At 38.3% G+C, this 26,923-nt stretch carries 24 protein-coding genes, 2 rRNA genes and 1 pseudogene; 20 read left to right on the forward strand and 7 right to left on the reverse strand.

All coding sequences use genetic code 11. The annotated features are described in order from the left end of the window. Nucleotides 1–126: 126 nt before the first annotated feature. The 3 genes from NYE63_RS11260 (at nucleotide 127) to NYE63_RS11270 (ending at nucleotide 4,252) form a co-directional block, all read left to right on the forward strand. A 23S ribosomal RNA gene (locus NYE63_RS11260) occupies nucleotides 127–3,059 on the forward strand. A gap of 63 nt (nucleotides 3,060–3,122) precedes the next feature. Beyond that, nucleotides 3,123–3,238 (forward strand): 5S ribosomal RNA (rrf, locus tag NYE63_RS11265). A gap of 162 nt (nucleotides 3,239–3,400) precedes the next feature. Continuing rightward, nucleotides 3,401–4,252, forward strand: a complete 852-nt coding sequence (locus NYE63_RS11270; RefSeq protein WP_342605187.1) for a tyrosine-type recombinase/integrase — start codon at nucleotides 3,401–3,403, stop codon at nucleotides 4,250–4,252. 564 nt (nucleotides 4,253–4,816) lie between these two features. On the opposite strand, the gene NYE63_RS11275 is transcribed toward NYE63_RS11270, so the two are convergent. Beyond that, nucleotides 4,817–5,056 carry a hypothetical protein gene (locus tag NYE63_RS11275; protein ID WP_161922965.1) on the reverse strand — a complete coding sequence of 80 codons (240 nt, stop codon included), beginning with the start codon at nucleotides 5,054–5,056 and terminating at the stop codon, nucleotides 4,817–4,819. Between the two features lie 177 nt (nucleotides 5,057–5,233). On the opposite strand from NYE63_RS11275, the gene NYE63_RS11280 reads away from it, so the two are divergent. Further along, on the forward strand, nucleotides 5,234–5,500 hold the full coding sequence (locus tag NYE63_RS11280) for a hypothetical protein (protein ID WP_342605188.1): 267 nt from the start codon (nucleotides 5,234–5,236) through the stop codon (nucleotides 5,498–5,500). 1,050 nt (nucleotides 5,501–6,550) lie between these two features. Here NYE63_RS11280 and NYE63_RS11285 read toward each other — a convergent pair. Continuing rightward, a complete protein-coding gene (locus tag NYE63_RS11285) occupies nucleotides 6,551–6,733 on the reverse strand; it encodes a YolD-like family protein (protein WP_342605189.1) in 183 nt (60 codons plus the stop codon). A 363-nt stretch (nucleotides 6,734–7,096) separates the two neighbouring features. On the opposite strand from NYE63_RS11285, the gene NYE63_RS11290 reads away from it, so the two are divergent. Next, nucleotides 7,097–8,029 carry an amidohydrolase family protein gene (locus NYE63_RS11290; RefSeq protein ID WP_342605733.1) on the forward strand — a complete coding sequence of 311 codons (933 nt, stop codon included), beginning with the start codon at nucleotides 7,097–7,099 and terminating at the stop codon, nucleotides 8,027–8,029. On the opposite strand, the pseudogene NYE63_RS11295 reads toward NYE63_RS11290, so the two are convergent. Then, nucleotides 7,995–8,422, reverse strand: a pseudogene (locus NYE63_RS11295) (GerAB/ArcD/ProY family transporter); the annotation flags it as partial. The gene NYE63_RS11290 and the pseudogene NYE63_RS11295 overlap by 35 nt on opposite strands. A gap of 94 nt (nucleotides 8,423–8,516) precedes the next feature. Between NYE63_RS11295 and NYE63_RS11300 the strand changes: the two are divergent. The 10 genes from NYE63_RS11300 to NYE63_RS11345 all read left to right on the forward strand — a co-directional run bounded on the left by NYE63_RS11300 (nucleotide 8,517) and on the right by NYE63_RS11345 (nucleotide 19,875). Further along, complete coding sequence (locus NYE63_RS11300; RefSeq protein WP_342605190.1) at nucleotides 8,517–8,786, forward strand: hypothetical protein; 270 nt, start codon at nucleotides 8,517–8,519, stop codon at nucleotides 8,784–8,786. A 182-nt stretch (nucleotides 8,787–8,968) separates the two neighbouring features. Beyond that, nucleotides 8,969–9,721: a DeoR/GlpR family DNA-binding transcription regulator gene (locus tag NYE63_RS11305; RefSeq protein ID WP_342605191.1), complete on the forward strand. Its 753-nt coding sequence runs from the start codon at nucleotides 8,969–8,971 to the stop codon at nucleotides 9,719–9,721. Nucleotides 9,722–10,273: 552 nt separating this feature from the next. Next, nucleotides 10,274–11,254: an ABC transporter substrate-binding protein gene (locus tag NYE63_RS11310; RefSeq protein WP_342605192.1), complete on the forward strand. Its 981-nt coding sequence runs from the start codon at nucleotides 10,274–10,276 to the stop codon at nucleotides 11,252–11,254. A gap of 80 nt (nucleotides 11,255–11,334) precedes the next feature. Further along, nucleotides 11,335–12,900 (forward strand): sugar ABC transporter ATP-binding protein, encoded by a 1,566-nt coding sequence (locus tag NYE63_RS11315; RefSeq protein WP_342605193.1) that lies wholly within the window; start codon nucleotides 11,335–11,337, stop codon nucleotides 12,898–12,900. Continuing rightward, nucleotides 12,897–13,883 (forward strand): ABC transporter permease, encoded by a 987-nt coding sequence (locus tag NYE63_RS11320; protein ID WP_034304565.1) that lies wholly within the window; start codon nucleotides 12,897–12,899, stop codon nucleotides 13,881–13,883. Before NYE63_RS11315 ends, NYE63_RS11320 begins: the two co-directional genes overlap by 4 nt. Before the next feature lie 55 nt (nucleotides 13,884–13,938). Continuing rightward, nucleotides 13,939–16,986 (forward strand): GH32 C-terminal domain-containing protein, encoded by a 3,048-nt coding sequence (locus NYE63_RS11325; RefSeq protein WP_342605734.1) that lies wholly within the window; start codon nucleotides 13,939–13,941, stop codon nucleotides 16,984–16,986. Between the two features lie 117 nt (nucleotides 16,987–17,103). Beyond that, the gene (locus NYE63_RS11330) at nucleotides 17,104–18,069 is read left to right on the forward strand and encodes a carbohydrate kinase (protein WP_230163125.1); all 966 of its coding nucleotides are present in this window, start codon (nucleotides 17,104–17,106) and stop codon (nucleotides 18,067–18,069) included. Nucleotides 18,070–19,081: 1,012 nt separating this feature from the next. Continuing rightward, nucleotides 19,082–19,327 (forward strand): AbrB/MazE/SpoVT family DNA-binding domain-containing protein, encoded by a 246-nt coding sequence (locus tag NYE63_RS11335; protein ID WP_048689328.1) that lies wholly within the window; start codon nucleotides 19,082–19,084, stop codon nucleotides 19,325–19,327. Between the two features lies 1 nt (nucleotide 19,328). Further along, a complete protein-coding gene (locus NYE63_RS11340; protein ID WP_342605194.1) occupies nucleotides 19,329–19,730 on the forward strand; it encodes a type II toxin-antitoxin system death-on-curing family toxin in 402 nt (133 codons plus the stop codon). Between the two features lie 25 nt (nucleotides 19,731–19,755). Continuing rightward, nucleotides 19,756–19,875: a biotin/lipoyl-containing protein gene (locus tag NYE63_RS11345; protein ID WP_342605735.1), complete on the forward strand. Its 120-nt coding sequence runs from the start codon at nucleotides 19,756–19,758 to the stop codon at nucleotides 19,873–19,875. 276 nt (nucleotides 19,876–20,151) lie between these two features. Here NYE63_RS11345 and NYE63_RS11350 read toward each other — a convergent pair whose 3' ends face one another. Both NYE63_RS11350 and NYE63_RS11355 read right to left on the reverse strand, forming a co-directional pair. Further along, nucleotides 20,152–21,273 (reverse strand): type II asparaginase, encoded by a 1,122-nt coding sequence (locus NYE63_RS11350; protein ID WP_342605195.1) that lies wholly within the window; start codon nucleotides 21,271–21,273, stop codon nucleotides 20,152–20,154. A gap of 309 nt (nucleotides 21,274–21,582) precedes the next feature. Continuing rightward, the gene (locus tag NYE63_RS11355; protein ID WP_342605196.1) at nucleotides 21,583–22,830 is read right to left on the reverse strand and encodes a cation:dicarboxylase symporter family transporter; all 1,248 of its coding nucleotides are present in this window, start codon (nucleotides 22,828–22,830) and stop codon (nucleotides 21,583–21,585) included. A 728-nt stretch (nucleotides 22,831–23,558) separates the two neighbouring features. Between NYE63_RS11355 and NYE63_RS11360 the strand changes: the two genes are divergently transcribed. The 5 genes from NYE63_RS11360 to NYE63_RS11380 all read left to right on the forward strand — a co-directional run bounded on the left by NYE63_RS11360 (nucleotide 23,559) and on the right by NYE63_RS11380 (nucleotide 26,258). Continuing rightward, nucleotides 23,559–23,741 carry a hypothetical protein gene (locus tag NYE63_RS11360; RefSeq protein ID WP_342605197.1) on the forward strand — a complete coding sequence of 61 codons (183 nt, stop codon included), beginning with the start codon at nucleotides 23,559–23,561 and terminating at the stop codon, nucleotides 23,739–23,741. Between the two features lie 260 nt (nucleotides 23,742–24,001). Next, nucleotides 24,002–24,364, forward strand: coding sequence for a YrdB family protein (locus tag NYE63_RS11365; RefSeq protein WP_342605198.1), 363 nt, complete (start codon nucleotides 24,002–24,004; stop codon nucleotides 24,362–24,364). A 183-nt stretch (nucleotides 24,365–24,547) separates the two neighbouring features. Beyond that, the gene (locus tag NYE63_RS11370; protein ID WP_098372689.1) at nucleotides 24,548–25,339 is read left to right on the forward strand and encodes a putative protein N(5)-glutamine methyltransferase; all 792 of its coding nucleotides are present in this window, start codon (nucleotides 24,548–24,550) and stop codon (nucleotides 25,337–25,339) included. Nucleotides 25,340–25,654: 315 nt separating this feature from the next. Beyond that, nucleotides 25,655–25,930: a hypothetical protein gene (locus tag NYE63_RS11375; RefSeq protein ID WP_053345726.1), complete on the forward strand. Its 276-nt coding sequence runs from the start codon at nucleotides 25,655–25,657 to the stop codon at nucleotides 25,928–25,930. Continuing rightward, nucleotides 25,923–26,258: a hypothetical protein gene (locus NYE63_RS11380; protein ID WP_342605199.1), complete on the forward strand. Its 336-nt coding sequence runs from the start codon at nucleotides 25,923–25,925 to the stop codon at nucleotides 26,256–26,258. Before NYE63_RS11375 ends, NYE63_RS11380 begins: the two co-directional genes overlap by 8 nt. Before the next feature lie 167 nt (nucleotides 26,259–26,425). Here the strand turns inward: NYE63_RS11380 and NYE63_RS11385 are convergent, their stop codons facing one another. Further along, nucleotides 26,426–26,575: an ATP-binding protein gene (locus NYE63_RS11385; protein WP_342605200.1), complete on the reverse strand. Its 150-nt coding sequence runs from the start codon at nucleotides 26,573–26,575 to the stop codon at nucleotides 26,426–26,428. Then, nucleotides 26,545–26,739, reverse strand: a complete 195-nt coding sequence (locus tag NYE63_RS11390; protein ID WP_342605736.1) for an ATP-binding protein — start codon at nucleotides 26,737–26,739, stop codon at nucleotides 26,545–26,547. Before NYE63_RS11390 ends, NYE63_RS11385 begins: the two co-directional genes overlap by 31 nt. Nucleotides 26,740–26,923: the final 184 nt, after the last annotated feature.

The following is a 26,923-nucleotide window of genomic DNA, read 5'->3' on the forward strand; positions in this document are numbered from 1 at the left end:
ATTCATTCAAATAGGAAAGACAAGCATCACGATGTGATGGATTCTTTCTGCTTTGTTCCTTGAAAACTAGATAATAGATAGAAGGCAATTAATTTTTTTCAAAGCATCTGTAAGATCTTTTTTAACGGTTAAGTTAGAAAGGGCGCACGGTGGATGCCTTGGCACTAGGAGCCGATGAAGGACGGGACTAACACCGATATGCTTCGGGGAGCTGTAAGTAAGCTTTGATCCGGAGATTTCCGAATGGGGAAACCCACTGTTCGTAATGGAACAGTATCTTTACCTGAATACATAGGGTACTGAAGGCAGACCCGGGGAACTGAAACATCTAAGTACCCGGAGGAAGAGAAAGCAAATGCGATTTCCTGAGTAGCGGCGAGCGAAACGGAATTAGCCCAAACCAAGAGGCTTGCCTCTTGGGGTTGTAGGACACTCAACATGGAGTTACAAAGGAACGGGGTAAATGAAGTGATCTGGAAAGGTCCGTCAAAGAAGGTAAAAACCCTGTAGTTGAAACTTCGTTCCCTCCTGAGTGGATCCTGAGTACGGCGGGACACGAGAAATCCCGTCGGAAGCAGGGAGGACCATCTCCCAAGGCTAAATACTCCCTAGTGACCGATAGTGAACCAGTACCGTGAGGGAAAGGTGAAAAGCACCCCGGAAGGGGAGTGAAATAGATCCTGAAACCGTGTGCCTACAAGTAGTCAAAGCCCGTTAATGGGTAATGGCGTGCCTTTTGTAGAATGAACCGGCGAGTTACGATTTCATGCGAGGTTAAGTTGATAAGACGGAGCCGCAGCGAAAGCGAGTCTGAATAGGGCGAATGAGTATGAGGTCGTAGACCCGAAACCAGGTGATCTACCCATGTCCAGGGTGAAGTTCAGGTAACACTGAATGGAGGCCCGAACCCACGCACGTTGAAAAGTGCGGGGATGAGGTGTGGGTAGCGGAGAAATTCCAATCGAACCTGGAGATAGCTGGTTCTCTCCGAAATAGCTTTAGGGCTAGCCTCAAGATGAGAGTATTGGAGGTAGAGCACTGATTGGACTAGGGGCCCCCAACGGGTTACCGAATTCAGTCAAACTCCGAATGCCAAATACTTATTCTTGGGAGTCAGACTGCGAGTGATAAGATCCGTAGTCGAAAGGGAAACAGCCCAGACCACCAGCTAAGGTCCCAAAGTATACGTTAAGTGGAAAAGGATGTGGAGTTGCTTAGACAACCAGGATGTTGGCTCAGAAGCAGCCACCATTTAAAGAGTGCGTAATAGCTCACTGGTCGAGTGACTCCGCGCCGAAAATGTACCGGGGCTAAACGTATCACCGAAGCTGTGGATTGACACCGTATGGTGTCGATGGTAGGAGAGCGTTCTAAGGGCGTTGAAGTCAGACCGGAAGGACTGGTGGAGCGCTTAGAAGTGAGAATGCCGGTATGAGTAGCGAAAGAAGGGTGAGAATCCCTTCCACCGAATGCCTAAGGTTTCCTGAGGAAGGCTCGTCCGCTCAGGGTTAGTCGGGACCTAAGCCGAGGCCGAAAGGCGTAGGCGATGGACAACAGGTTGATATTCCTGTACCACCTATACATCGTTTGAACGATGGGGGGACGCAGAAGGATAGGGTAAGCGCGCTGTTGGATATGCGCGTCCAAGCAGTTAGGCCGGAAACGAGGCAAATCCCGTTTCCATTAAGGCGGAGCTGTGATGGCGAGGGAAATATAGTACCGAAGTTCCTGATTCCACGCTGCCAAGAAAAGCCTCTAGTGAGATGTAAGGTGCCCGTACCGCAAACCGACACAGGTAGGCGAGGAGAGAATCCTAAGGTGTGCGAGAGAACTCTCGTTAAGGAACTCGGCAAAATGACCCCGTAACTTCGGGAGAAGGGGTGCTTTTTAGGGTGAATAGCCCAGAAAAGCCGCAGTGAATAGGCCCAGGCGACTGTTTAGCAAAAACACAGGTCTCTGCGAAGCCGCAAGGCGAAGTATAGGGGCTGACACCTGCCCGGTGCTGGAAGGTTAAGGGGAGAGGTTAGCGCAAGCGAAGCTTTGAACCGAAGCCCCAGTAAACGGCGGCCGTAACTATAACGGTCCTAAGGTAGCGAAATTCCTTGTCGGGTAAGTTCCGACCCGCACGAAAGGTGTAACGATCTGGGCACTGTCTCAACGAGAGACTCGGTGAAATTATAGTACCTGTGAAGATGCAGGTTACCCGCGACAGGACGGAAAGACCCCGTGGAGCTTTACTGCAGCCTGATATTGAATTTTGGTACAGCTTGTACAGGATAGGTAGGAGCCTGAGAAGCCGGAGCGCTAGCTTCGGTGGAGGCGTTGGTGGGATACTACCCTGGCTGTATTGAAATTCTAACCCGCGCCCCTTATCGGGGTGGGAGACAGTGTCAGGTGGGCAGTTTGACTGGGGCGGTCGCCTCCTAAAGAGTAACGGAGGCGCCCAAAGGTTCCCTCAGAATGGTTGGAAATCATTCGTAGAGTGTAAAGGCACAAGGGAGCTTGACTGCGAGACCTACAAGTCGAGCAGGGACGAAAGTCGGGCTTAGTGATCCGGTGGTTCCGCATGGAAGGGCCATCGCTCAACGGATAAAAGCTACCCCGGGGATAACAGGCTTATCTCCCCCAAGAGTCCACATCGACGGGGAGGTTTGGCACCTCGATGTCGGCTCATCGCATCCTGGGGCTGTAGTCGGTCCCAAGGGTTGGGCTGTTCGCCCATTAAAGCGGTACGCGAGCTGGGTTCAGAACGTCGTGAGACAGTTCGGTCCCTATCCGTCGCGGGCGCAGGAAATTTGAGAGGAGCTGTCCTTAGTACGAGAGGACCGGGATGGACGCACCGCTGGTGTACCAGTTGTCTTGCCAAAGGCATAGCTGGGTAGCTACGTGCGGACGGGATAAGTGCTGAAAGCATCTAAGCATGAAGCCCCCCTCAAGATGAGATTTCCCATGGCGCAAGCTAGTAAGATCCCTGAAAGATGATCAGGTTGATAGGTCAGAGGTGGAAGCGTGGCGACATGTGGAGCTGACTGATACTAATAGATCGAGGACTTAACCAACGCTTTAAAAAAATGAAATACCTTCTTATTATCTAGTTTTGAAGGAACAACGTTCCTTTTATGTTTGGTGGCGATAGCGAAGAGGTCACACCCGTTCCCATTCCGAACACGGCAGTTAAGCTCTTCAGCGCCGATGGTAGTTGGGGGTTTCCCCCTGTGAGAGTAGGACGCCGCCAAGCAATATTTATCACATCAATTAGGATTCATAAACCCGTATAAACAGGTTCTAATCCTATCTACGCATTCTAAACCTTAGGATTATCCTAAGGTTTTTTTGTATAAATTCCACAATTCGTTGGAAAGGCTTATTAATAGCATGATTTTGGTAGGGGGCTTCTCGAATGACCAGTAAAGAAGAAATCCTGGACAATAAACAAATTCTTCATTCTTTTGCGAAATGGTTAATGGGTCAGAATAAATCCGATGGTACGATTAAAACCTATGTGGGAGTCATCTCCCAGCTTCTTCAATGGTTTAAAGATGAGGCGGAAGAGATTGAAAAAACCCACGTCCAAACCTATTTAGATGATATGGAACAGTCAAATAAGAGTGGAGGAACGATTGAAAAACATTATTCAGCCATTACCATGTTTTCCAGGTTCCTTGATAAACCCGAAATCGTCCTCAACATCGATCGTAAAGCAAAGGAAAAGAAAGAAGATCCGCCAAAAGCCCTGAACATGCTTGAGCAAGCTGCTCTCCTAAAAGAAATCGAGGCCTCTGGGCATTTCAGGAATATTGCTATTGTCTACACAATGATTCATACGGGTATCCGGGTGTCCGAACTTTGTGATTTGAACCATAGTGACATTCAAAAAGAGGAAGAAAGGCAATATATCCTCATCCGGGATTCAAAAGGTGATATAGACAGGAAGATTCCACTCTCCATGACTGCTAGTGAAAAGATCATGGCATACAAGGGATTTTTAAATATGGAAACGGAAGCCATCTTCATATCCAGTGTGAATCAGCGCATAACGCCAAGGTCCGTGCAATATATGCTGACTAAATATAATACGACTCCCCATAAGTTGCGGAATACGTTTTGCCAAACATTAATCGATAAGGGGATAGACCTTCAAACCGTTTCAAAATTGATGGGGCATAAAGATTTGAACATGACCAAACGTTATATAGGAGAAGGAAAAGAAGAATTGGAATCAGCCATTGAAAATACTTTTGATAATTTATAGGATTGGGAATACTTAACGATATACAAGAAGTTTTCCTTCATTATATAAGTTCCAATTGCACGGGGGATTTCTTGCTGATGATTTAAAAATAGCATTTCTTTTATAAAGTGTAGGCCTTTTAAAGGACAGATTAAAAAGACTAGGAATTTTTAAGGCGATGATCTCTTTTGGTGAATGCCACCTCCTTTTAGCTACAGAAAAAGCACCATAATATGAGTGATTTTTTCTTGATTTTTATTAGAAGAACTCGGTGTTATCAATTTATCGTTGATGGCCATAGGGGGCCATAATGAGGAGGATTAGTAGAAAATAGGGGGAAGCAAAAAGGGACATTATTTATTTTGAACGATATCATAAAAACGCCGTAAAGAAGCTGGTACAGGGTTATTTCTACTTGTTCTGACCTTCTTGTTTCCACGTAAGTAAAAAAACTGTAGGTTAGCACCAAAACAACCCTTTGGTAGCAAAGAGGGTTAATAAAAGGGGATTTATTCCTATACTGTTCCAGGTATTGGCCTCACCTAGGGTAGACTAGAAAACATCATGGACTTCTTATTCTACTATTTAGGGTTGCAGGGTTGTTTCTCTTAGTAGTTTCTCGGCTTCAATTATACAAGCACCCTTGTCATGTAGGTATTCAAGTGAGATACCCCTTTTTAATGCTGTTTGTTCCATTAATCTAATTTCATGATACATAGCACCAGACAAGATTCCTTTTTCAATGTTCTTATTTATTTCATAATAAAATCCTGCCAATAATTCTAACGGTAATTCATCGTAAAGGGAACTTTTTTTGTTCTCCATAAAGCACCTCCTCATTCTACCAATAAAACTAGCATACATATTTGTAATAAAACATAAGGGATCTTAAGGGGAGCTTTCAAGCTAGGGAAACCCTGAATTTGACCGAATACAGAGTTTTTTTGTATTTGAATAACATGATTGATGAATCACTGTTTCCTATTCGGAAGAAGCTAGCTGTTGCATAAAATAGGGGATTTCTTCTATGTACTGTTCCGGGTATTGGCCCCACCTACGCCAGATACTATGACGGCCACGCATGCCATCCAACCTATTATTATCATCATAAAGGAAAGCGCTTACATTATCAAGGATTTCATTTGGAAATACGAGCAAAAACCCTTGGTCATTACAGAGCTTCCTAGAAACACTAATTTATTTCAAGCACAAACAGAAAATCATATAATCTTTGACGAGTTTCTTTATATTTTAATCAATCGTTTTTGATTAAAATAATTTACCGGATAACCAATTCGGCATCTATGAAAAAGCGAATGAAACGAAAAAATCGATAAAAGTGATCCTGTACTTCTCTGACTAGCAACGGACTAAAGTTAAGTATTAAGGGAGCTAGGATTAAAGGAAGCCGATAATATTATACTTATTGATGCAAGAAGAGACAATAAGCCACCTGCATCTACTGCTTAAGCTGATTGTCATTTTGATGCCTAATCCTTATTGAATGGATGTGAAAGATTAACAAAACATCAAGAGCAGACCTTTACTAGGTTTGCTCTTTCTTGAATTCCCGATATATAGTATCAGTTGAAACTCTAGTAGATGTTTCAAATTCCTTAACTGTCATCATTCACTATGAGTTATACTCTTGGATACTGACAAATTCGAAGTTCTATGCAATTTCGATTAATCTTAGTGTGGACTTAGCTAAACTTCACCCTCACTTAGCATACGTTATGCCTGTATTAACTCTTACCAATCATCTTTTGCACGGACAGTATAAGTATCTTATTTTTGTCATGAAAATCTATATTGAATTGGAGTTTAAATAATACACATTATAAGAGGTCGGTTTAAAGTAAGATTGAATTATTTGGAGTAGCAATAGTTCATAGATGAAATGTAAATTGAGTTTCTATGGGTTTTTACAAGTCATATTTGTACCCTAACGGAAGCTTATATGAAAATTGTTGAAAACCTTTCGGGAAAGTGAAGGGCGGTTAAATATCCTATCGTTCTTTTTATGTACGGTAGGATTGGTTTATAAAGATGGAATTAAAAAATTCGCTTCAGCAAATGGAATTTGCTGAAATGGGGGAGGAGATGAAGTTAAAGCGAAAAAATAGATTCCTGCCTCAGTGACATTGTAGAGTTGAAACCAACATACCCTAGAATTAGTATGTATGGATGTTTCCCCATCTGGTTAGATGGGAAGGTCCATATCGGAGGAGATTGACGCTTATCTAGCTCTATAAGCATCAATATAAAGATGATTTTCTTGAAAACCTCGATTTTCCTCTAAGGCCGTTTCTAGCTAAGTTAATGTATTTCCTTGATGTGAGATAAACGAATGGAGAAGATCTTTTGATTATTATCCTTTATGAACAGGGTTTGTTCATTTAGGTTAAGTTTATACATATTGCCTTTACATGTTTCTAATAGCCCATCTTTAAAATAGGTGATTGTCATTATCCCATTTTTTTTTAATGATTTTAATATCATCTGATCATCTCCTTCCTATTTGGCTTTACAAAAGTTACTTTTATGCTAGAAATCATTTATTTATGATGATTAGTAAAAAATGCAACAATAGGGAGTATAATATATAGTATACACCAATAATTGAAAGCGTTTTCATTAATATTTGAACGTTGTGTGAAAATATCAATATTTTTCTGTTGGACATTTTATAATCACATAATGGTCTTAAGCCGGGAGTTGTTCCAGTTAAACAATTCGTAAAATACTAATTAAATGTTATATTGTAAAGTGACAATTATTGAGCAACGGTCAGACACTCTTAGCGGAAGGAAGTCACCCGACACGTGAAGATCTGGATAAGGTTTCAACTGAGCACCAATCTATATCGGACATACTTCCGGACATTTAGCAGTAGCTAATAGTGTTGCACTTAAATTGGCAGGAATTACAAAAGAAACTCCTGATCCACCTGGTGGGGTAATCGTAAGAGACCCTAAGACAGGAGAACCGACTGGGGTATTAGAGGAATCTGCTAAAGGTCTTGTAAGTAAGCATATTTCTGTTGTTACAGAAGAGGAAAATCTTGCAGCGTTTAAAAAAGCTGTCCAGGATTATATCTCAAAAGGTGTAACGACCTCGATTATAGCTGGGGCAAATAAACAGGGTCTTATTGATTTACAAAGATATCAGAAGCAAGGTTTGCTGCCGTTAAGGGTTACAGCCATGGGTGCCGGGTTTGGTGGCGTTATAACCCCTGGTGAATTAGGCGGTATTGTAACAGGTTTCGGTAGTAATATGTTGAAGCTGGGCCCTGTGAAGCTGTCTCATGATGGATCCATTCAGGGGTACACCGGCTATTTAAGAAAACCGTACCACGTGCCGCCTGGAGATGATCTAAATTATCGGGGATATCCGGCGACAAGTCGTGAGGAATTAACGAAGCGAGTAGTGGAATTGCATAAGGCTGGATACCAAATTGCGATTCATGGTAACGGAGACGCAGCAATTGATGATATTCTTTACGCCTTCCGTACTGCCCAGGAGAAGTATCCGCGTAAGGATGCCCGTCATCGTATTGAGCATGCTCAAATGGCTAGATTGGATCAATTGGATGAAATGAAGAAACTGGGTGTTACACCATCATATTTTGTTTCCCATACCTTCTTTTGGGGCGATCAGCACAGGGATATATTCATGGGGCCTGAACGTTCCGCTATGATGAGCCCTCTTAAATCTTCCATTGATCGTGGTATTAAATTTAGCATTCATCTTGGATTTTGTTTCATGCCTTTTTACCCCTCCATCTCGAGACAATGAGAAGAGAGAAGTAAACCAACTAAGTAAAGCGCGGAATTACCAATCATATCCCCAAATTTAAATTGGTCATTGATATTTTTTGTAATCATGGAAATGGTGTAAATAACTGGAGGCAATCCATACATAAATGGATGAATGTTCTTTGAAGAATTGAGCCAGCCCTAAAACAGTTGCATATTAGGCTATCGTAAAGCTGGAAAACATTTGCATCATCCATATCACGAGCAACAAAGACTCAAACCGTTCAAAGATCAAACCGGTGATTTCAAGCATGAGATCAAGGGTCGGCCATGTTCTAGTAACCACTCCATCGACGGAAAACGCTCCGATGACCATAATGACCGTTATTACATAAAAGATCAAAGGTATGGCCGTTCCGACTAGAACGGCTTTTTTATGCAATTAAAGGGGGAAGATAATCCGATAATAAAAAATACATATTTACCTAGGTTTGGTAAAATTAATTAGAGGAGAAGGGTGGTTAATCATGAAAAAATATTTAGGGGTTATTTCGTTTGCTTTAATTATCTTGGTTATTTGTTTCTTTGCTGGAACTATAACACAAGTAATTGACCCTGGAGTAACAACTTTTCGTGTATTGATGATATGTGGAATCATTTTATCATTCTCTTTCTCTTTTCTCAGTGAGAAAGGACTTTGGAGAAAATTAGCTTTAGGTCTTAGTATATTTGTTGGTTTAGTTTACTTTATGGCTGTTGAATTAATGAGAATAATATTCCAGGGTAATGGATTTTAAATTGTTTATTCAACAAACAGGTGCGTTACTTCATTACCAGGAGTTGATCAACAGCTCCTTTTTCTTATGGGGGTACCCCTAATAGTTCTCACATGTCACTGCAAAATTATATATACTAAAATTAATTAAACTAGAATACACGAAGAACCTTAAATAGAAGTGTAATACGAGGAGGAGATATCATGCTTATTACGGAACGGCATCAATTAATTTTAAAGCTATTAAAAGAAAAGGAGAATGTTAAGATTCATGAGCTAGTAGAATTAACAAATACTTCAGAATCTACTTTGCGTCGTGATCTAGATCAATTAGAAAAGCAGAACTACTTAAAACGTGTACATGGTGGAGCTTCACTTTTACATAGTAAACGAGACGAACCAAGTGTGTTTGAGAAAATAACGCAGAACCTTGAGGAAAAAGCTAAGATAGCAAAATATGCGACAGAACTAATTTTGGACGGCGACTGTGTTTATCTTGATGCTGGAACAACAACGTATCAGATGATCAAACATTTAAGACAAAAAGATATCGTTGTCATTACAAACGGAATTGATCATTTAGATGCATTACTTGAAAATGATATATGTACATATTTTATTGGTGGATTTGTTAAAAAGATTACCAAAGCAACAGTTGGACGTTATGCATACGAAAGTATAAAAAAATACAGATTTGATAAGTGTTTCATGGGTGCGAACGCTATTCATTATAATTTTGGATTGACTACCCCAGATCCAGAAGAGGCGCAAATAAAAGAAAGAGCCATTTTTTTGTCACGTGAGGCCTTTGTATTAGCAGATCATACAAAATTTGGAGAAGTATCATTTTCTAAGTTTGCAGATTTAAACCAGACAAAAGTTATTACGAATGAAGAAAGTACAATAACGTTAGGAAAATATAAGGAGAAAACGGAGATAATTATTGTGAGGGACTAAAAACTAAATTTGTATCGTTGAAGGAAAGCTGGTATTTAAACTGTCTGATTCAGACATTTAAAATACCAGCTTTTTTTTGAAGGAGATTCTGAAATTAATTTTTTGGGAATTTTCCCCTTTGTTGTATCAATATAATAAAGAATGCTTGATTTATTGTAATGTGGGCAATTAACAATGAGGTAAAATCTGCTCCATGTATTAAACATTCCATTTGGAAGTTTAATATTTTATGTTATTAATATATTTTTTGGAATAATTGGCACTGTTGACAATTATAAACAGTTTTAATATAATCAAAATCAATCAAAAACAACCAAATTCATTCAAGTATAATTCTAATGGGTAAATGGTAATTATATTGTTATAAAAAAGATGAAAGCGTTATCAATCAATTAAGATGTCAATGTAAAAACTATCAAAATCAACCATATTTCCATTGTTTCAACCAAAATATTCATTTAAGGAGGTGATCTAGTTTAAGAGATTGAGAGCGGTAACAATTTCTCGTTCTGTAGCTAATTATTTTCATCTTCAAAAACTAGGGGGATTAATATGGTGAAATATGTAAAAATACTAGGGGTACTAGTTTTGGCGTTCGTAATTGCCGCGATGACGGCATGTAGTGGGGCTAGTGAATCATCAAATGGATCAACAGACGGTAACGAAGGACAAGAAGTTAACAAACAATTAACGATTGGTGTAGCGGTGGGTAGTTTAGCAAACCCTTTCTTTGTCTCCATGGGTAAAGGTGCTGAAGAAGCAGGAAAAGAATTAGGTGCTGAAGTTCTAGTTGAAAGCGCTGAATATGATTTAGCAAAACAAGCAGCTCAAATTGAAAACTTTATTACGAAAAAGGTAGATATTATTCTTTTAAATGCTGTTGATACAAAAGGAATTGCGGCAGCTGTTCAACAGGCCAAAGCTGCTGATATTCCTGTAGTTGCTGTAGATACTAATGCTGAAGGTGGTGTCGATGCCACTGTTACTTCAGACAACTATCAAGCTGGTAAACTAGCCGGAGAATATGTGATTGAACAATTAGGTGGAAAAGGAAAAATAGTTATTATTGATGGACCTCCTGTTTCGGCTGTATCTGATCGTATTCAAGGATTTGAAGATGCAATAAAGGATTCCGAAATTAAAGTAATTGCGAAGCAAAATGGAGAAGGGAATCGCGAAAAGGCATTAACGGTGATGGAAAGCATTTTACAAGCTAATTCATCAGGCTCTATTGACGCTGTATTTGCGATTAATGATCCAGAAGCAATTGGTGTTGAAATTGCTCAAGAGCAAGCGAATCGTAAAGATGAATTTTTCATTGTCGGAGTAGACGGTGCTCCTGAAGCCACAGAAGCAATGGCAAAGGAAGGAAGTACAATTGCTGCAACTTCAGCTCAGTCACCTAGTAACATGATCAAAAAAGCTGTTGAAATCGGAATGAAAGTGAAAAATGGTGAAGAAGTTGAGGAGCTTATTAAAGTTCCAGTTGAGATTGTAACTCAAGATACATTAGATTCTTACAAAGGTTGGTAAGAATCTTTCAATAAATAGGCTGATAAGGATTCCTCCTTTAATCAGCCTATTCAAATCAATATAAGGGGTGAGATAAAGGTATGGCTGTCAATGAAATGTCCCTTAAAGGCCAACAAAGTCTAAAAAAGCCAGTGTTAAATATGAAAGGTATTGGTAAAACATTCTCAAGTGTAACCGTATTGAACAATGTGAGAATTGAACTTTATCCAGGTGAAGTACATGCATTAATGGGAGAGAATGGCGCTGGAAAGTCAACTTTCATGAAAATCCTCGCAGGCATTCATACACCTGATGACAATGGTGGGAAAATCTACTTAAAAGGTCAACCAATTTTATGGAAGGACCCTACTGATGCAAGGAACAAAGGAATTAGTGTTATTCATCAGGAGTTAAACCTTTCTCCTAATTTAACAATAAGTGAAAATATCTTAATGGGTTCGACCTTTCCTAGAAATGGTTTAGGAATGGTGAAATGGGATCAGGTCCATGAGCGTGCCCAAGAGGTGTTAGATTCAATGGGGTCGAATCTAAATCCACGCCAATTGGTTTCGACCTTAAGTGTTGCTCAACAACAAATGGTCGAGATCGCTCGAGCATTATCCTTTAATGCAGAGGTACTCATAATGGATGAACCAACCGCCTCTTTAACAGATAAAGAAATAAAAAAGCTGTTTGAAATTATTGATGATTTGAAAAAGCAGGGAGTTGCTATTGTATATATCTCTCACAGAATGGAAGAAATCTTTAAAATTTCTAATAGGTTCACTGTATTACGTGACGGCGAATGGATTGCAAGTGGGCCGATTGAAGAGACAAATCCTGATCATCTCGTAAAGCTAATGGTAGGACGGGATTTAAAGGACTTGTTTAATCGGTCAAAAGCTTTTGGTACAAAAAATCCAAAGGAAGTTTCACCTGTACTTGAATTGAAAAATGTTTCTGATAACACGATTGTAAAGAATGTATCTTTAAAAATTTACCCAGGTGAAATTGTTGGTTTAGCGGGGCTTGTTGGAGCTGGTAGAACAGAATTGGTTAGGGCTATTTTCGGTTTGTCCGAGTTGAAAAGTGGCGAAATATTGGTTGATGGTCAATCTGTTAGAATCAAATCCTCAATAGATGCTATTGCTAATAGGATTGCACATGTACCTGAAAGCAGGAAAGAACAAGGATTATTTTTATCAATGTCCGTAAAAGAGAACATCATAATGGCTGAATTGAAAAAACACGCTAAAGCAGGAATTGTTAGTTGGAAGCAAGCAAATGAAAGCGCTAACCAATATATTGAAGACTTAAATATAAAAATAGCTTCCCCAGAACAGCAAGTATCAAACTTAAGTGGTGGGAATCAACAAAAGGTAGTGATCGCTAGGTGGCTATCAATTGCACCAAAGGTATTACTACTTGATGAGCCAACACGAGGGGTTGATATAGGTGCCAAGACTGAAATCCACAAGATTGTTTCAAAGCTTGCAGATGAAGGATTGGCCGTTTTAATGATATCATCTGAACTTCCTGAAGTATTGGGGGTAAGTGATCGAATACTTGTCATGAGTGAAGGAAGGTTAACAGGCGAGCTTTCGAAGGAAGAAGCTACACAGGAAACAATTATGCGTTTAGCTACCAAAGGGGGGAGAGAGAAATGAGAGGGAATACGCAAACTATTACACATTCACAACGCCTAAATATAGGAAATGTCCTTTATTCTTTATGGAATAGGCTTGGCATGATCATGATTTTATTATTATTGTGTGTAGTACTTTCATTTACAGCACCAAATTTTTTAGATACAGCCAATTTATTGAATGTATTAAAACAAGTTTCTATTATTGCTATTTTAGCTGCTGGGATGACAATTGTTATTTTAACTGGTGGTATTGATTTATCAGTTGGTGCAACAGTTGCTCTATCTGGCGTTATCTCAGTCATGGTCTCTTCTGCAGGAGTTAATCCTATTATTGCGATGTTATCAGGCGTACTAGTAGGGTATGCAGTAGGACTGATTAATGGATTTCTCACAGCCAAAGCAAAGTTACCAGCATTTATTGTTACACTAGGCAGCTTCACATATGTTCGTGGACTCGCTTATGTCATTAGTGGTGGTTATCCAATTGTTTTACAAAACGAAACATTTAAATTCATCGGTGGTGGAAGTATTTTTGGAATCCCCACTCCTATTTATATCATGTCTTTAGTATATGTTGTGATGTTTTTTGTTCTTAAATATACGATGTTTGGTCGTCATATTTATGCGATTGGTGGCAATGAAGAGGCAGCTCGGTTAACTGGAATTAAGGTTGAAAAGTCTTTAATCAATGTGTATTCGATTAGTGGTTTACTAGCTGGTTTAGGAGGAGTCGTTTTAGCGGGAAGGTTGTTTTCTGGACAGCCAACTGCTGGTCAAATGTATGAATTAGACGCAATTGCTGCTGTTATTCTAGGAGGAACAAGTTTAACAGGTGGAAAAGGGAAAATAATAGGAACAATTATTGGGGTTTTAATTATGGGGGTAATCAGTAATGGGTTAACTCTAATGGATGTCAACTATTATTGGCAGTTAGTTGTAAAAGGTGGAGTTATTGTAGCAGCCGTTTTATTAGATCGATTGCGCGGAAATAGTCCAGCATAACGATCACATGTCATTTTAGATTTTAAAAAAGGGATGTGAAATAAAAGTGAATAGGATTATTAGTATTCTACTAATATGTTCAACTGTTACTTGTTTACCATTTAATAGTGCATATGCAGAAGACCCTGGGTATTATAATGAACCGTACCGTAATCAATTTCATTTTTCTCCTGAAGCTAACTGGATGAATGATCCGAATGGTATGGTTTTTTATAAAGGTGAATATCATTTATTTTATCAATATCATCCGTATGGAACGACATGGGGACCGATGCATTGGGGGCATGCTGTCAGTAAAGATCTTGTTAATTGGGAGCATTTGCCGATTGCTTTATCGCCGGATGAAAACGGTCAGATTTTCTCGGGGAGTGCTGTTATTGATTGGAACAATACAGCTGGCTTTGGAAAAGAAGCAATGGTTGCCATCTTTACGCATGCAGGGGATAAGCAAGTCCAAAGTATAGCGTATAGCCTAGACAAAGGAAGAACTTGGGAAAAGTATAAAGGGAATCCCGTAATGCCAGACCCTCCTATACAAGATTGGCGCGATCCTAAAGTATTTTGGCATGAAGAATCAAACCAATGGGTTATGTCGTTAGCGGCTAAGGATAAGATCATGTTTTATACCTCACCTAATTTAAAAGAGTGGGAGTATGCAAGTGAATTCGGCGAAGATGGTGGAATACAAGCAAATAGCTTAGACAGAACTTCTTATACCATGTCATCCCAGACAGGTGAATCATTTAGCTATGAGGGAGATATTACCCTTAATGAAAAGAATGGGAGAGAAGGGGCAGGCGGTTTAGTTTTTCGGTCAGATAGGAGGGCAAAGAACGGCTATGTTGCGAGCTTAGATGCCAAAAACGATGTCATAACATTAAGTAAGAATGTAGATGGAACAAACGAGGAAATTGCGAGAAAACCTTTTACCCTCAAAACTTCAACTACCTACCATGTGAAGGTGGAAACAGATGGGGATCAAATTCAAGTCTCTGTAAACGATCAATCTGTTATAAAAAAAACAGATATAGAATTCGATTATGGATACTATGGATTGTCAGCGTGGAATTCAACGGCTGCCTTTCGAAATGTGGAGTTCAAGAATACATCTAACTTTGAAACCAATTTATCAAAATGGACAGATGTAAACGGAAGCTGGGAGAACACGATGGACGGAAAAAGTGGAGCCTCTACGGAGGATGCTTTTGTAATGAGTGGTCAAACAGGGGATAACTTTCTTTATGAAGCAAACATTGAGATATCTGGGGAAAAAGGTGGCAACGGAGCTGGCTCGCTCGTTTTTCGTGCAGATCCTAATGCAACAAATGGTTATATGGCGAATGTCGATGCTTTAAACGATACAATAAAAATCATGAAAATTGAAAATGGAGACATATCCATTCTAGCTGAAAAAACAATAAATCTAGATACAGATAAAAGGTACCATTTAAAAGCAAGCACTCATGGAAAAAATATTAAAATTTCTTTAGATGGTAATCTCATTCATGATGTAAATGATTCAACTTTTTCATCAGGGCATTTTGGCTTAAATGTTTGGAATTCATCCACGTTATTCCAAGATGTTCAAGTTGGTAAGAACATCATGACAAATGAGAAGGAAATTACTAATCATGATTTTGAGACAGGTGATCTAACTGGGTGGAGTACAATCGAAGGTAATGCTTTCACAAAAGATCATGTGACAAATGTACCATCATACTGGGGAGGGGATTTCGGCCATCAAGGAAACTATCACTTATGGGGGTTTACTGATCTTCAAAAGGGAGATGACGCAACAGGTGAACTGCACTCCGCATATTTTAAACTAGATGGCTCTGGAGAAATCAACTTTCTGTTGGGCGGTGGTAATAATATCAACAACCGCTATGTTTCGTTAGTGAGAGCCTCTGATGATCAAGAATTAATTCGACAAGCCAATACCAAATTTAAAGAAGAAAAATATCAAAAATACGTCTGGGATGCTTCTAAATACATTGGAGAAGTGTTATATATTAAAGCTGTAGACCAAGCTACAGGTGGTTGGGGTCATTTAAACATGGATGATGTTAATGTTTATAATGAAGGGGCCATGCCAAATGAAGTAGACCAAGTTGCCAAAGAGCCTGAGAAAGACGATTCGAAAGAAAGCGGCATCCTTACAGACTGGTCTGCTGTTTCTGGAGAGTGGATACCTTCTACTCATGGTAGTAACGGAGGGATTTGGGAATGTCCTACTCTAATCGAATTACCAATTGATGGTGACCCTTCAAAAACAAAATGGGTACTACAGGTAAGCATTAATGATGGCGCTCCTGCAGGCGGGTCAGGTATGCAATATTTTGTAGGTACCTTTGACGGGAAAACGTTTAAAAATGAACACCCTTCCGATCAAGTGTTATGGACTGACTACGGGGCAGATTATTATGCCGCAGTTGATTGGAGCGGAATTGAAGGGAAGAATGGCGAAAAATATTGGATTGGCTGGATGAGTAATTGGCAATATGCAAATAATACACCAACTTCGACTTGGAGAAGTTCAACGACATTGCCAAGAAAGATGGAGCTAACTCAGACAGAAGAAGGTTTACGTTTAAAACAAACACCAGTTTCTTTAAAAACCATTCGAGATAAACGTGAAAAAATTTCATATAAAAATAAAGTCATATCTGGTGAAAGTAATCTCCTATCTAAACTATCAGAAGATACATTTGAAATGATAGCTGAGTTTGATGTAGATGATATAAAAGCAACTGAATTCGGCTTTCAAGTTCGTAAAGGTGCAACTGAATATACGACTATTGGCTATGATGTTGCCACCAAACAGTTATTCGTAGACCGTTCAAATTCAGGAAGCTTTGATTATGGGAACAATGTAGTTGGTAAGCATGACGGACCGTTAAATGCATTAAATGGGACTGTGAAAATGCATATTTTCATTGACCGATCTGCTGTAGAAGTGTTCGGAAACAAAGGTGGAACGGTTATTTCTGATCAAATTTTCCCGGATCCATCAAGTAAAGGATTACAAATTTATAGTAAGGGTGGAGAAGTTACATTAAAGTCTCTGAAAATATACCCTTTAAAGAGTATATGGAAAAGATAAAGACTAAATTTCAATCCTATTAAAGAGGGGTTGATAGTAAGAGTTTATGAAGGCTGTCGAAAATGATCGATAGCCTTTCATTTTACCTAAATCACAAGAATGGAGAGTGTAATGTAAATGAATAAAACAAACCGCGCAGTCATATGCGTTGGGGAGCTTTTGATCGATTTTTATTGTACAGATATTGATGTTAATTTAATAGAAGGTAATCATTTTCTAAAGAAAGCCGGGGGTGCACCAGCGAATGTCGCAGCTACTATTTCAAAGCTAGGTGGGGAAGCGAGTCTTATTGGAAAAGTAGGAAATGACCCATTTGGATTATTTTTAATAGAAACGATAAAAGAGGTGGGGGTTGATACATCGATGATTGTTACTGACGATTTAGCACCAACTACTTTAGCATTTGTTTCTTTACAAGCAAATGGTGAAAGGGATTTTGTATTCAATAGAGGAGCGGATCGAAATTTAACAGAGGATAACTTATACCTAGATAGATTAAGTGGTGCAAAGATCATTCACTTTGGATCTGCAACTGCATTTCTGGAAAACCCTTTTAAAACAACTTATTTAAAGGCAATGGAATTTGCAAAAAATAGGGGGATATTTCTATCGTTTGACCCTAACTTCCGACATGATTTATGGAAAAATAGAGTGGCTGAATTTATTAGTTTAGCTAGAAAGGGTATATCAATGGCTGACTTTGTAAAAGTAAGCGAAGTAGAGCTTGAACTAATCACGGGGAAAATGGATAAATATGATGGAATAGCAATGCTCCATCATTTAGGGGTAAAAATAGTGGCTGTTACCCTTGGATGGGAAGGCACTCTTCTTTCAAATGGAAGTGGAATGAGTGTAATAAACAGCGTCGAAGTAAATTCAATTGACTCAACTGGTGCAGGTGATGCATTTGTCGGTGCTGCTTTATTTCAATTTGCAAATCTTGAGACCTATGACACAATTCTTAGTGATTTTAGTAAACTTAAAGAGATCATTCTTTTTGCAAATAAAGTAGGTGCCGTCGTGTGTACGAAGGTAGGAGCGATTTCTTCTCTACCAAACGAAGAGGATATATATAAGATTTAGTCTTCATTGTATTGTTTCGGATTGTGAAAAAATCGCGGTACACCTGGCTTAGGAGGTCTAGGTGCATCGCGATTATTAGTTTATATAAGCGGTTGTTCAAAAAAAAAGCGATGGAAGTTCAGTCACAATGGTATAAAAAAACCTTTCCCATAAAACCGATATGCGAAGTTTTATGAAAAAGAATACTATTCAACCAATTAAACGTTTGTCACTTAGAGATGAGTGAAAGACAAAGGTTTCCCGATCACAATGCACCGAAAGTGGTAGAGGAGATCGGCTTTTAGGTTGGAATTCTCTTAGCGTATAAAATTTCCGAAATGGCGGTATAGCACTGTTGCTACCGTTCGTAAAAGTACACTTTAGCGAACGGGTATTTTTTATGCAAGATTACCTTGTTTTAATGTACGTTAAAGTTCGAAAACACTTTATGAACGTTCGTGATTTTGTATACACTTTTACGAACGTTATTAATAAAATAAGAGAGAAAAAAGTAGAAGAAGGAGTAAAAAAACGGATGTCAGTAAATTTGGATAGATAAGAGTGAGTAGCTAAGATCAAAAACAAAGTGGAAAAATTTCGATCGAGTTCAATATCAATTATTAAAGCGCATGATCCGGAAAGGGGATGTACTTTACATGTTAGCATTTATTTCGGGTGGAATTATTGCCGGATGTGCGGATCTTTGCTTTTGGGGTATTGTGAAAAAGCCAATTGAGGTGAGAACAAATTTCGATGATAAGCTGTAGCTTGGGCAGCTGGTCTAACCCAAGGTAACATGATCATTACTTGCTTATAAGATAATATAATATTGGCTGTACCATTTTATATTAGAATTGCTGGGATAATGGAGGTTGTTCTGCTTGTAGAATAAGGTCTTTCTAGGGTCTAAATCTGCAGGCTTTATTGTTCAAATCAAAAATAACAGGTTCCTGATAAAAGTAGTATAAACCATAAAGACTAATGTTATAATAGTAATAACAATTATAACTTTCTTTTGAAGGAGGAATGAATAATGGCCATTAGGAAATTAACTAAAGTCGGAAATAGCTTGGGTATTACATTTCCAGTTGAAATGTTGAAAACGGCAAATTTAGCTTTTGGAGACGAATTAGAGGTTGAGTTCAAGGGTGAAGAAATCATCTTAAGGAAAAATAAAAATGTGAAATTACCTAAAGGTGTAGATGCAGAATTTATGGAAATGTTATCAGATGTTATAAAAGAACATGACGAAGCATTCAAGGGATTGGTGGATAGATAATATGACGTTGGATATTATCTATCTTTCCACTAATCAAATTATTGCTATCAATGCCATTCAAATAAAAGTTTATTCTCCTACTGAACAAATCGGGGTGAAAGATCCCGGTCTCCTTGATTCTGCAGTGAACAGACCCAGACAAACTGTTTTCGAGAATGATGCTTACCCATCTATTCATGAAAAGGCTGCAGCCTTATTCGAATCCATTTCAAAAAATCATGCGTTCCACAACGCAAACCAGAGGACAGCACTCGCTTCCCTTATTATGTTTCTGAAGATCAATCATTATCAATGGCTAATGGGAATAGAAGAAGAACAGGATTTTGTTGTAGATGTCGTCAATCATAAATATGATTTTAAAGCTATCGCAAGAATCATCCAAGAGAACATAAAGGCTTTATAAAGGGTTCGAGATTCATGGAGTATTAATTACGGAAGCCATGAAAATGGAAACAACCGTCCAGGCGCCATTCCCTGGGACTATTAAAGGCTTCTTTGTTAAAGATGGTGAAGCGATTAGTACTGGTGATTTATTAATTGAGTTATAACTTAGCAGAAGATTTTCATTAAGATACGAATTTCTCTGAAAGGGTGTAATCGAACTTTCCCCTACCACTCAGAAAAAAATTAAAATGTGATTGATTATTTAATTACATCGCCCTTCTCTACTCAAATTGAGGTGTGTTCAGAAAAGGATAAATATAAATTAATAATTCAACCAAGGGATGGTTAATAATAAATAAAAGCATACGTTGGTGATTTATACCATCGTATGCTTAAAATTTCATTCACTATTAGTTAATCAAGAATTCTAATTTTAAATATTAATATTCGTTAAAAAATTGCTGAATTTCTTTTGGATCATCTGTTTTTGTTAATGCAAGCATCGTCAAAATGCGTGCTTTTTGAGGATTAAGTGAGTCCGCTGTAACAAAATTATTTTCATCGTCAATCTTTTCTCTCGTAACAATACCATTTCCTACACGGCTAGATCGAGTAATAATCACGCCTTTTTTGACAGCGTCTTTAGCACCCTCAAAAGCAGTATCAGAAGTTAAACCGTTTCCTTCACCTGCTATTATGATCCCTTTAGCTCCTGCTTTCACAGATGCATCGTAAAAATATCTACTATCATTTTGATAGCTATAAATAATGTCCACTTGAGGAAGTTTATCTAGTTTTGATATATTAAACACCGATTTGGTTGTATGTTTACGTGTGGGTTCATTGTAGAAAAATATTTTATTACCTGCGATTGCTCCTAAATAGCCTTGTTCCTCAGATTGAAATGTATCTGTCATGGTAGTATTGGTTTTAGTTATATAACGTGCAGAACCTATCCGGTCATTTAATGAGATTAAAACACCTTTGTTCTTAGCATCTTTACTAGCAGCAATTTTTACAGCATTATATAAGTTTAAAGGTCCATCTGCACTTATAGCTGTAGCCGGTCTCATTGATCCAACAATTACGACAGGTTTGTTGCTTTTTACGACCAGATTCAGAAAGTAAGCAGTTTCTTCTAAGGTATCTGTTCCATGCGTTACGACAATTCCATCAACGTCTTTAGATATTAATAACTCGTTAATTCGTTTCGCCAACTTTAATAAGGTTTTATTATCCATATTGTTACTGCCAATATTGGCGATTTGTTCACCACTCACATTTGCTACTTGTTTTAATTCAGGAACAGCTTTAATTAGTGTTTCAACACCAAGTGCACCTGCTTGATAACCAGTTGTGTCAGTATTGGATGTAGCAGAGCCTGCAATCGTTCCACCAGTAGCTATAATTTTCACATTGTTTAACTTGGGATTTGTTGAAGCTGCTTCTACTTTCTCTTCTTTTGGACTACTATTTGCTGAGCTATGGATAGCAGTGATAGATCCAGAAAATAATAGTGTAACTAATAGAAACGTGATTCCTAGATATTTTTTAATGTTCATGTCTAGTTAGCTCCTTCTTTATTAAATTATGTACCACATATGAAAATACTATCATATCTAGATATTACTCCGATTGCGGAAGATCGATATATAGTAGAAGATAACTGAAATTTGGAAATCACTCTAAATTATTTTGGATTACTTGCTTCAGATAAAGAGTCTTCCCAACTATAATCTTGAAGTTTTTGCACAAGAACCATAAAAACTTTATCGCGGTTATGTTGAGGATGAACTTCCAATCATTTACGTTAATTTCTTCAAAGAGAATTCCGATTCCTATTCTTAGTCATTAAACTCGGTCATGCAACATTATGCGACTTTATTTCTCACTTCATTAAATTGACCTTCCCATTTAGAGATGACGATTGCCGCAAGTGAATTACCAATAACGTTTACTACTGTACGTCCCATATCAAGAATACGGTCGATACCGGCAATAAATGCTAAACCTTCAATAGGAATACCAACTGTTCCTAAAGTCGCTAAAAGAACTACGAAAGATACACCTGGTACACCCGCAATCCCCTTAGACGTGATCATTAACACTAGCATTAGCGTAATTTGCTCATACGTGCTTAAATCAATTCCATACATTTGAGCGATGAAGATAGCTGCTAACGCTTGATATAATGTAGAGCCATCAAGGTTAAAAGAGTATCCAGTCGGAATAACAAACGTAGCAATATGTTTCGGACATCCCGCTTTCTCCATTTTTTCCATGATTTTCGGAAGAACCGCTTCTGAACTTGCTGTAGAGAACGCAAGAATCAGTTCCTCTTTTAGAAGTTTAATCAACGTAAAGATATTGAATCCTACAAATTTTGCTATAAGACCCAGAATGACAATTACAAAGAAAAGCATTGATCCGTATACAGAAAGAGCTAACTTACCTAACGGAATTAAAGATTCCAAACCGAACTTGGAGATGGTCACACCAATTAGTGCAAACACCCCAATAGGAGCAAATTTCATGACCATATTAGTTAGGTAGAACATTCCTTCTGCTGTACCTTGGAAGAAACGGAATACGGGTTTACCTTTTTCACCGATAGCCGCAATGCTAAGTCCAAACAACACGGAGAAGAAAATGATCGCTAGCATATCGCCTTCTACCATAGCTTTAACTGGATTGGATGGTACAATGTGAACGAGTGTATCTACAAAAGATTCATGCTGCTTAGTTTCTGCTGTATCAACATAAGTGGATATATCAGTTTGTTCCAGATTATTCATACTTACACCAGCACCAGGCTGGATGATATTCGCGGAAATTAAACCAACAGCAATCGCAATCATAGTTACCACCACAAAGTATGAAAGTGATTTAGCTCCTAGTTTACCTACTGCTTTTAAATCACCTACACCCGCAACTGCAACGATAAGACTTGACACAATGATTGGCACAACAATCATTTTAATCATTCGTAGGAAAATGTCTCCGAATGGCTGTAAAAAGTTTTGGGCCGTCTCATTACCATAAAAAATGGCACCAACGATAATCCCTAGAATTAAACCAATGAAAATTTGGCTAGCTAAACTTAATTTGAATTTCTTCATTTACTTTCCTCACCTTCCCTTTTTCATTATGCTTAAGCTCTTTTTACTTTTTGACCTTTGCTATCATGACTCTGAATCCCCTAACGATTAGCATTGTTAATAAAACTTAACTTTTCATTTACTTTATCATCAAAACTACATCATCCTACAAAAATCTACATTTTTTATTTTAGAATATTCTGAAATGTAAACGCACCCATTTTTTTACGCATGCAAATATGCGAAAGAACAATTATAGGAGTACTTGTTCTTTCGCATGTTTGTATAATTAATGATTCCTAATCGATCGCTTCGTTTCAAAATAAAGAACTTGAATGAATTTTTTCGCGTTAATTCGACTATGAGCAGAAGATAAACGGAGTAGCACTGTTTTGCTAACAAATGAAGGAGAAGAATTGCTCGCTTTAATTCAGGTGACGTTAAACGATAAATTACGCAGATCTCTAACAGATAGTGACTTAGAACACATACTTAAAATTGCAGATGAATAAACATTAGATAGCTGTTAGTTTACTTCAGTGGACATTCCTGTAATAAATGAAGAGGAAAGCTCTCTTTAGTTTATGGTGAAATCTATTTCAACTAACGGGTGCGTTAGCTGAAGATCGGAGCTGTCTTAAGGCAGATCTTTCTTTATGGAACTATAGGGGCAGGTTACTTCAACAAGAAATTGTGGGTTTTATGGTAAAATAAAGGGGGAAATTGAGTATTTGTTTGGGGGATTTTTGGTGGAGATTATCGTGTCTGTAGTTTTTTCTATTGTTGGGTTATTTATTCTATATATAGTTATTGAAACAGCAGTAAGGAAAGGTATTAACAGTTCAATAATTGGTCAATTTCTTGAAAAGAAGTATGGAATTAAAGAAGATAAAAAGTCATTTCTTTATGATGATTTAGATAATGATAAATAAAACGGATTATTGAGATAACGGAGGTTGCTGCGGCAACCTTTTTCTTAATGAACTAAAGGGGCAGGATAGTTGAAGAGTGTTGTTTAATCTTTGTTCAACAATTGGGCCATTTTCTGGAATAAAGCGATTGCTCAAATTACGGAATTTTGAAATAATTGTTATTAAGTTAAAGGGCAGATTTTAGAATATGGCCGAAACATATTGTATATAAAAAAATTAACATTAGTTTCTTAATTCTTTTTATTGGGAGGAAGAGTCGGATGGAAATAAAATGGATAGGTGTTAGCGTCCTCACCGGATTCTTTCTACTGGAGCTTGGTGCAATGGCTGCGTTCAGTTACTGGGGTTATCATATCAAGACAGGGGCAGCGGTCAAAATTATACTCGCGGTTGCCACGCCACTAGTCATAGCCACTCTATGGGGTATGTTTCTCTCCCCGAAGGCGTCGCTCCCCATCTTCTCCTTCCCCATACGAACTACGCTTAAGCTGGTTGTGTTCATTGTTGCTTCCGCAGCTTTGTTCGCAAGTGGGCAAAGCGCGTTCGCAGTTACTTTTCTGACGGTGTCCCTTCTTATCGTGGCAGCAGTCTTCATCTTGAAGCTTCATAAAGTAAATATGTGAAGTGGATTAGTCTAAAACCGACCTTCAATAATCGGGCGCTATCCTGGAACAAGGATAAGCGCTCATTTTCCTTTTTAGGGCCATTTTGTAGAAGAAGGGATATTTCCTATTTTTAACGAATACAGAATTAAAATAAACTTATCAAAAGTGGTGAGGTAGATAGAAAAAAAAGTTAATTTCTTTTTGGACTGTAAAACGGAAAAACATATTATTAACAGACTTCGAAGCGCCGGTTGTGTTTTCGCAGAAGATGAGACCCGGTTAATTATCTCAGAGGCAAGGACTCTAGAGGACCTCGATAAAATGGTAGAAATGCGAGCCAACGGTTTACCTCTTGAATACGTTGTTGGATGCACAGATTTCTGTGGTCTGCGGATAGAAGTGGATCAGGGCGTTTTCGTTCCACGCAAACGTACCGAGTTTCTTGTTCGCCAGGCAGAAGCCCTGTCATGTTCTGGTGATATCGTCGTTGACCTATGTTGTGGTTCAGGTGCTGTGGGTGTAGCACTGGCTACAGCTTTGGGACGGGTTGTGTTGTACTCTGTTGACATTGACCCTGTCGCAGTACGATGTGCTGAACGCAACGTAACGATTTTCGATGGTCACGTTTTTGAAGGTGACCTGTATAAGGCCTTACCCGACTCACTTAAGGGCCATGTGAACATCCTAGTTGCAAATGTACCTTACGTTCCCACCAAGGCAATCAAGCTACTTCCCCAGGAGGCTCGCCTATATGAACCGAAGGTGGCGCTTGACGGAGGAGAGGATGGACTTGACATTCAGCGAAGAGTAGCTGAAGAAGCATTACTTTGGCTAGCACCGGGAGGACATCTTTTGATAGAAACGAGCGAAATGCAGACACCCCAAACCTTTGAAATCTTTGATAGTGTTGGGCTGACTACGAAAGTGATCAGAGACGAGGAATTGGATGCTACTATAGTTGTCGGATCAAATTTTAGCTTTCATGGTAAATAAACAGTTAGTTCTAATCACAAATAAAATGATAATTTCTTGGCACTGTACTAATAACCAAAATTTCCTTATTCCAGAATCGCTTTTCTTAATGAACTAACGGGTGCGTTAGCTGAAGATTGGAGCTGTCTTTAAGGCAGCTTTTTCTAATGGAACTAACGGGGCAGGTTAGTTGAATAAGACAAGTAGGATTAAATAAATCTATTATTGAAAAAAAGAGTGATTAACAGAGAAAATTTTATTAAGCTAACTTGTGCTATAGTTCAAGATGTGTGGCTGCCACCACCATTATCAAATGAATTGAGGATGGAAATTGAAATGAAGAAAAATATGTTTAGTTTTACGTCAGCCATAGTTGGAGTTATGGCTCCATTACTTTTATTTGCTGCAATTGAAATAATTAAGTTTAGTGATATATTACTAATTAGTAGTTTAAGCCTGTATGGTGTTTCTATTATATGTACGATTATCGCTGTGATAAGGAAAGAACAACATAAGATGAAGTACATCCCATTCCTTACACTAATCCCCTTTACTCTTTATCAATTATTAATTTTATTGGTTTATTCATTAGGGAAATTCATAAATGGGTAAACTTACGGGGCAGCATTCTTTTTCGCTTATGCTGAAAATAAAAAAGATGTTAAGGCGTATGAATATCACTGATTTACTTGTTTTGTCTGTGGTTTTAGGCTTAATTAATGGTTTTAAGGACATGAAATTTAAAACGAAAAGTTTTTTCAACACGTCTTTAATATTTTTCACATCAGGTCTATTCTTCATCATAACAGGAAATCTATTTTTGAATGATTTATTAGATAAATATCTTCCTAATGAAGAATATGGGATATTGCTATTTGGAGGTTTGTTATTGTTATATCCTATTTATACAACAATTAAAGGATTAAAAAAATACGACTAACTCACTTCGTTAATTATCTATAGGGTGCGAACCTTTAATAAGGAAGGATGGCCTTTCTTATTGAACAAGCGGAGCAGATTTGTGAAAGAATGATTGTTAAACATTGATTGTCAATATCGGTTTACTTTCCCCATTTTCATCGGAATAAAAAACACCATTCATATAGGTTACTCAGTTACCTTGGTAGGGAAAATGCCTGCCTTTTTCTTTTCTTTGAGGCGATAAGATTCACCTTTGATATTAAAAGTGACGGAGTGATGAAGGAGGCGATCTAGAATCGCTGTAGCTAACACATCATCTCCAAAACCTTTCCCCATTCCATAAATGATTTATTAGATGTTAGGATCATAGCCCCGTTTTCATATCGTTTGGACACTACCTGAAAAAAGATATTGGCCGTTAGTTCATCAAAAGAAGAATATCCTACCTCATCGATGATGAGTAAATTGGGTCGGCTCCATTTGTTAACTAAGCGATTGATAGTTCATTTGGATTCTGCCTTTCGGCATTCTAATACCACTTCATCTGCCGTTTAAAATAAGGCAGTTTATCCTTGTGTAAGAGCTTCTATGGCGAAGGATATTGCCTAATGAGTTTTTCCTACACCTGGTGGACCTAATAGAATTAACGTATTAGGGCGGAAAAAACCAGGAAACAACAATAAA

Source organism: Peribacillus sp. FSL E2-0159 (assembly GCF_038643155.1).
GTDB classification, from domain to species: Bacteria; Bacillota; Bacilli; order Bacillales; family DSM-1321; genus Peribacillus; species Peribacillus simplex.

What these genes read in the sequence shown, in the direction of transcription:
- NYE63_RS11380 (WP_342605199.1), top strand. Translation starts at nt 25,923, where the DNA reads ATGGGTAAACTTACGGGGCAGCATTCTTTTTCGCTTATGCTGAAAATA.
- NYE63_RS11385 (WP_342605200.1), bottom strand. Translation starts at nt 26,575, where the DNA reads ATGGGGAAAGGTTTTGGAGATGATGTGTTAGCTACAGCGATTCTAGAT.
- NYE63_RS11365 (WP_342605198.1), top strand. Translation starts at nt 24,002, where the DNA reads ATGGAAATAAAATGGATAGGTGTTAGCGTCCTCACCGGATTCTTTCTA.
- NYE63_RS11275 (WP_161922965.1), bottom strand. Translation starts at nt 5,056, where the DNA reads ATGGAGAACAAAAAAAGTTCCCTTTACGATGAATTACCGTTAGAATTA.
- NYE63_RS11270 (WP_342605187.1), top strand. Translation starts at nt 3,401, where the DNA reads ATGACCAGTAAAGAAGAAATCCTGGACAATAAACAAATTCTTCATTCT.
- NYE63_RS11315 (WP_342605193.1), top strand. Translation starts at nt 11,335, where the DNA reads ATGGCTGTCAATGAAATGTCCCTTAAAGGCCAACAAAGTCTAAAAAAG.
- NYE63_RS11375 (WP_053345726.1), top strand. Translation starts at nt 25,655, where the DNA reads ATGAAGAAAAATATGTTTAGTTTTACGTCAGCCATAGTTGGAGTTATG.
- NYE63_RS11320 (WP_034304565.1), top strand. Translation starts at nt 12,897, where the DNA reads ATGAGAGGGAATACGCAAACTATTACACATTCACAACGCCTAAATATA.
- NYE63_RS11305 (WP_342605191.1), top strand. Translation starts at nt 8,969, where the DNA reads ATGCTTATTACGGAACGGCATCAATTAATTTTAAAGCTATTAAAAGAA.
- NYE63_RS11355 (WP_342605196.1), bottom strand. Translation starts at nt 22,830, where the DNA reads ATGAAGAAATTCAAATTAAGTTTAGCTAGCCAAATTTTCATTGGTTTA.
- NYE63_RS11330 (WP_230163125.1), top strand. Translation starts at nt 17,104, where the DNA reads ATGAATAAAACAAACCGCGCAGTCATATGCGTTGGGGAGCTTTTGATC.
- NYE63_RS11285 (WP_342605189.1), bottom strand. Translation starts at nt 6,733, where the DNA reads ATGATATTAAAATCATTAAAAAAAAATGGGATAATGACAATCACCTAT.
- NYE63_RS11350 (WP_342605195.1), bottom strand. Translation starts at nt 21,273, where the DNA reads ATGAACATTAAAAAATATCTAGGAATCACGTTTCTATTAGTTACACTA.
- NYE63_RS11310 (WP_342605192.1), top strand. Translation starts at nt 10,274, where the DNA reads ATGGTGAAATATGTAAAAATACTAGGGGTACTAGTTTTGGCGTTCGTA.
- NYE63_RS11340 (WP_342605194.1), top strand. Translation starts at nt 19,329, where the DNA reads ATGACGTTGGATATTATCTATCTTTCCACTAATCAAATTATTGCTATC.
- NYE63_RS11335 (WP_048689328.1), top strand. Translation starts at nt 19,082, where the DNA reads ATGGCCATTAGGAAATTAACTAAAGTCGGAAATAGCTTGGGTATTACA.
- NYE63_RS11300 (WP_342605190.1), top strand. Translation starts at nt 8,517, where the DNA reads ATGAAAAAATATTTAGGGGTTATTTCGTTTGCTTTAATTATCTTGGTT.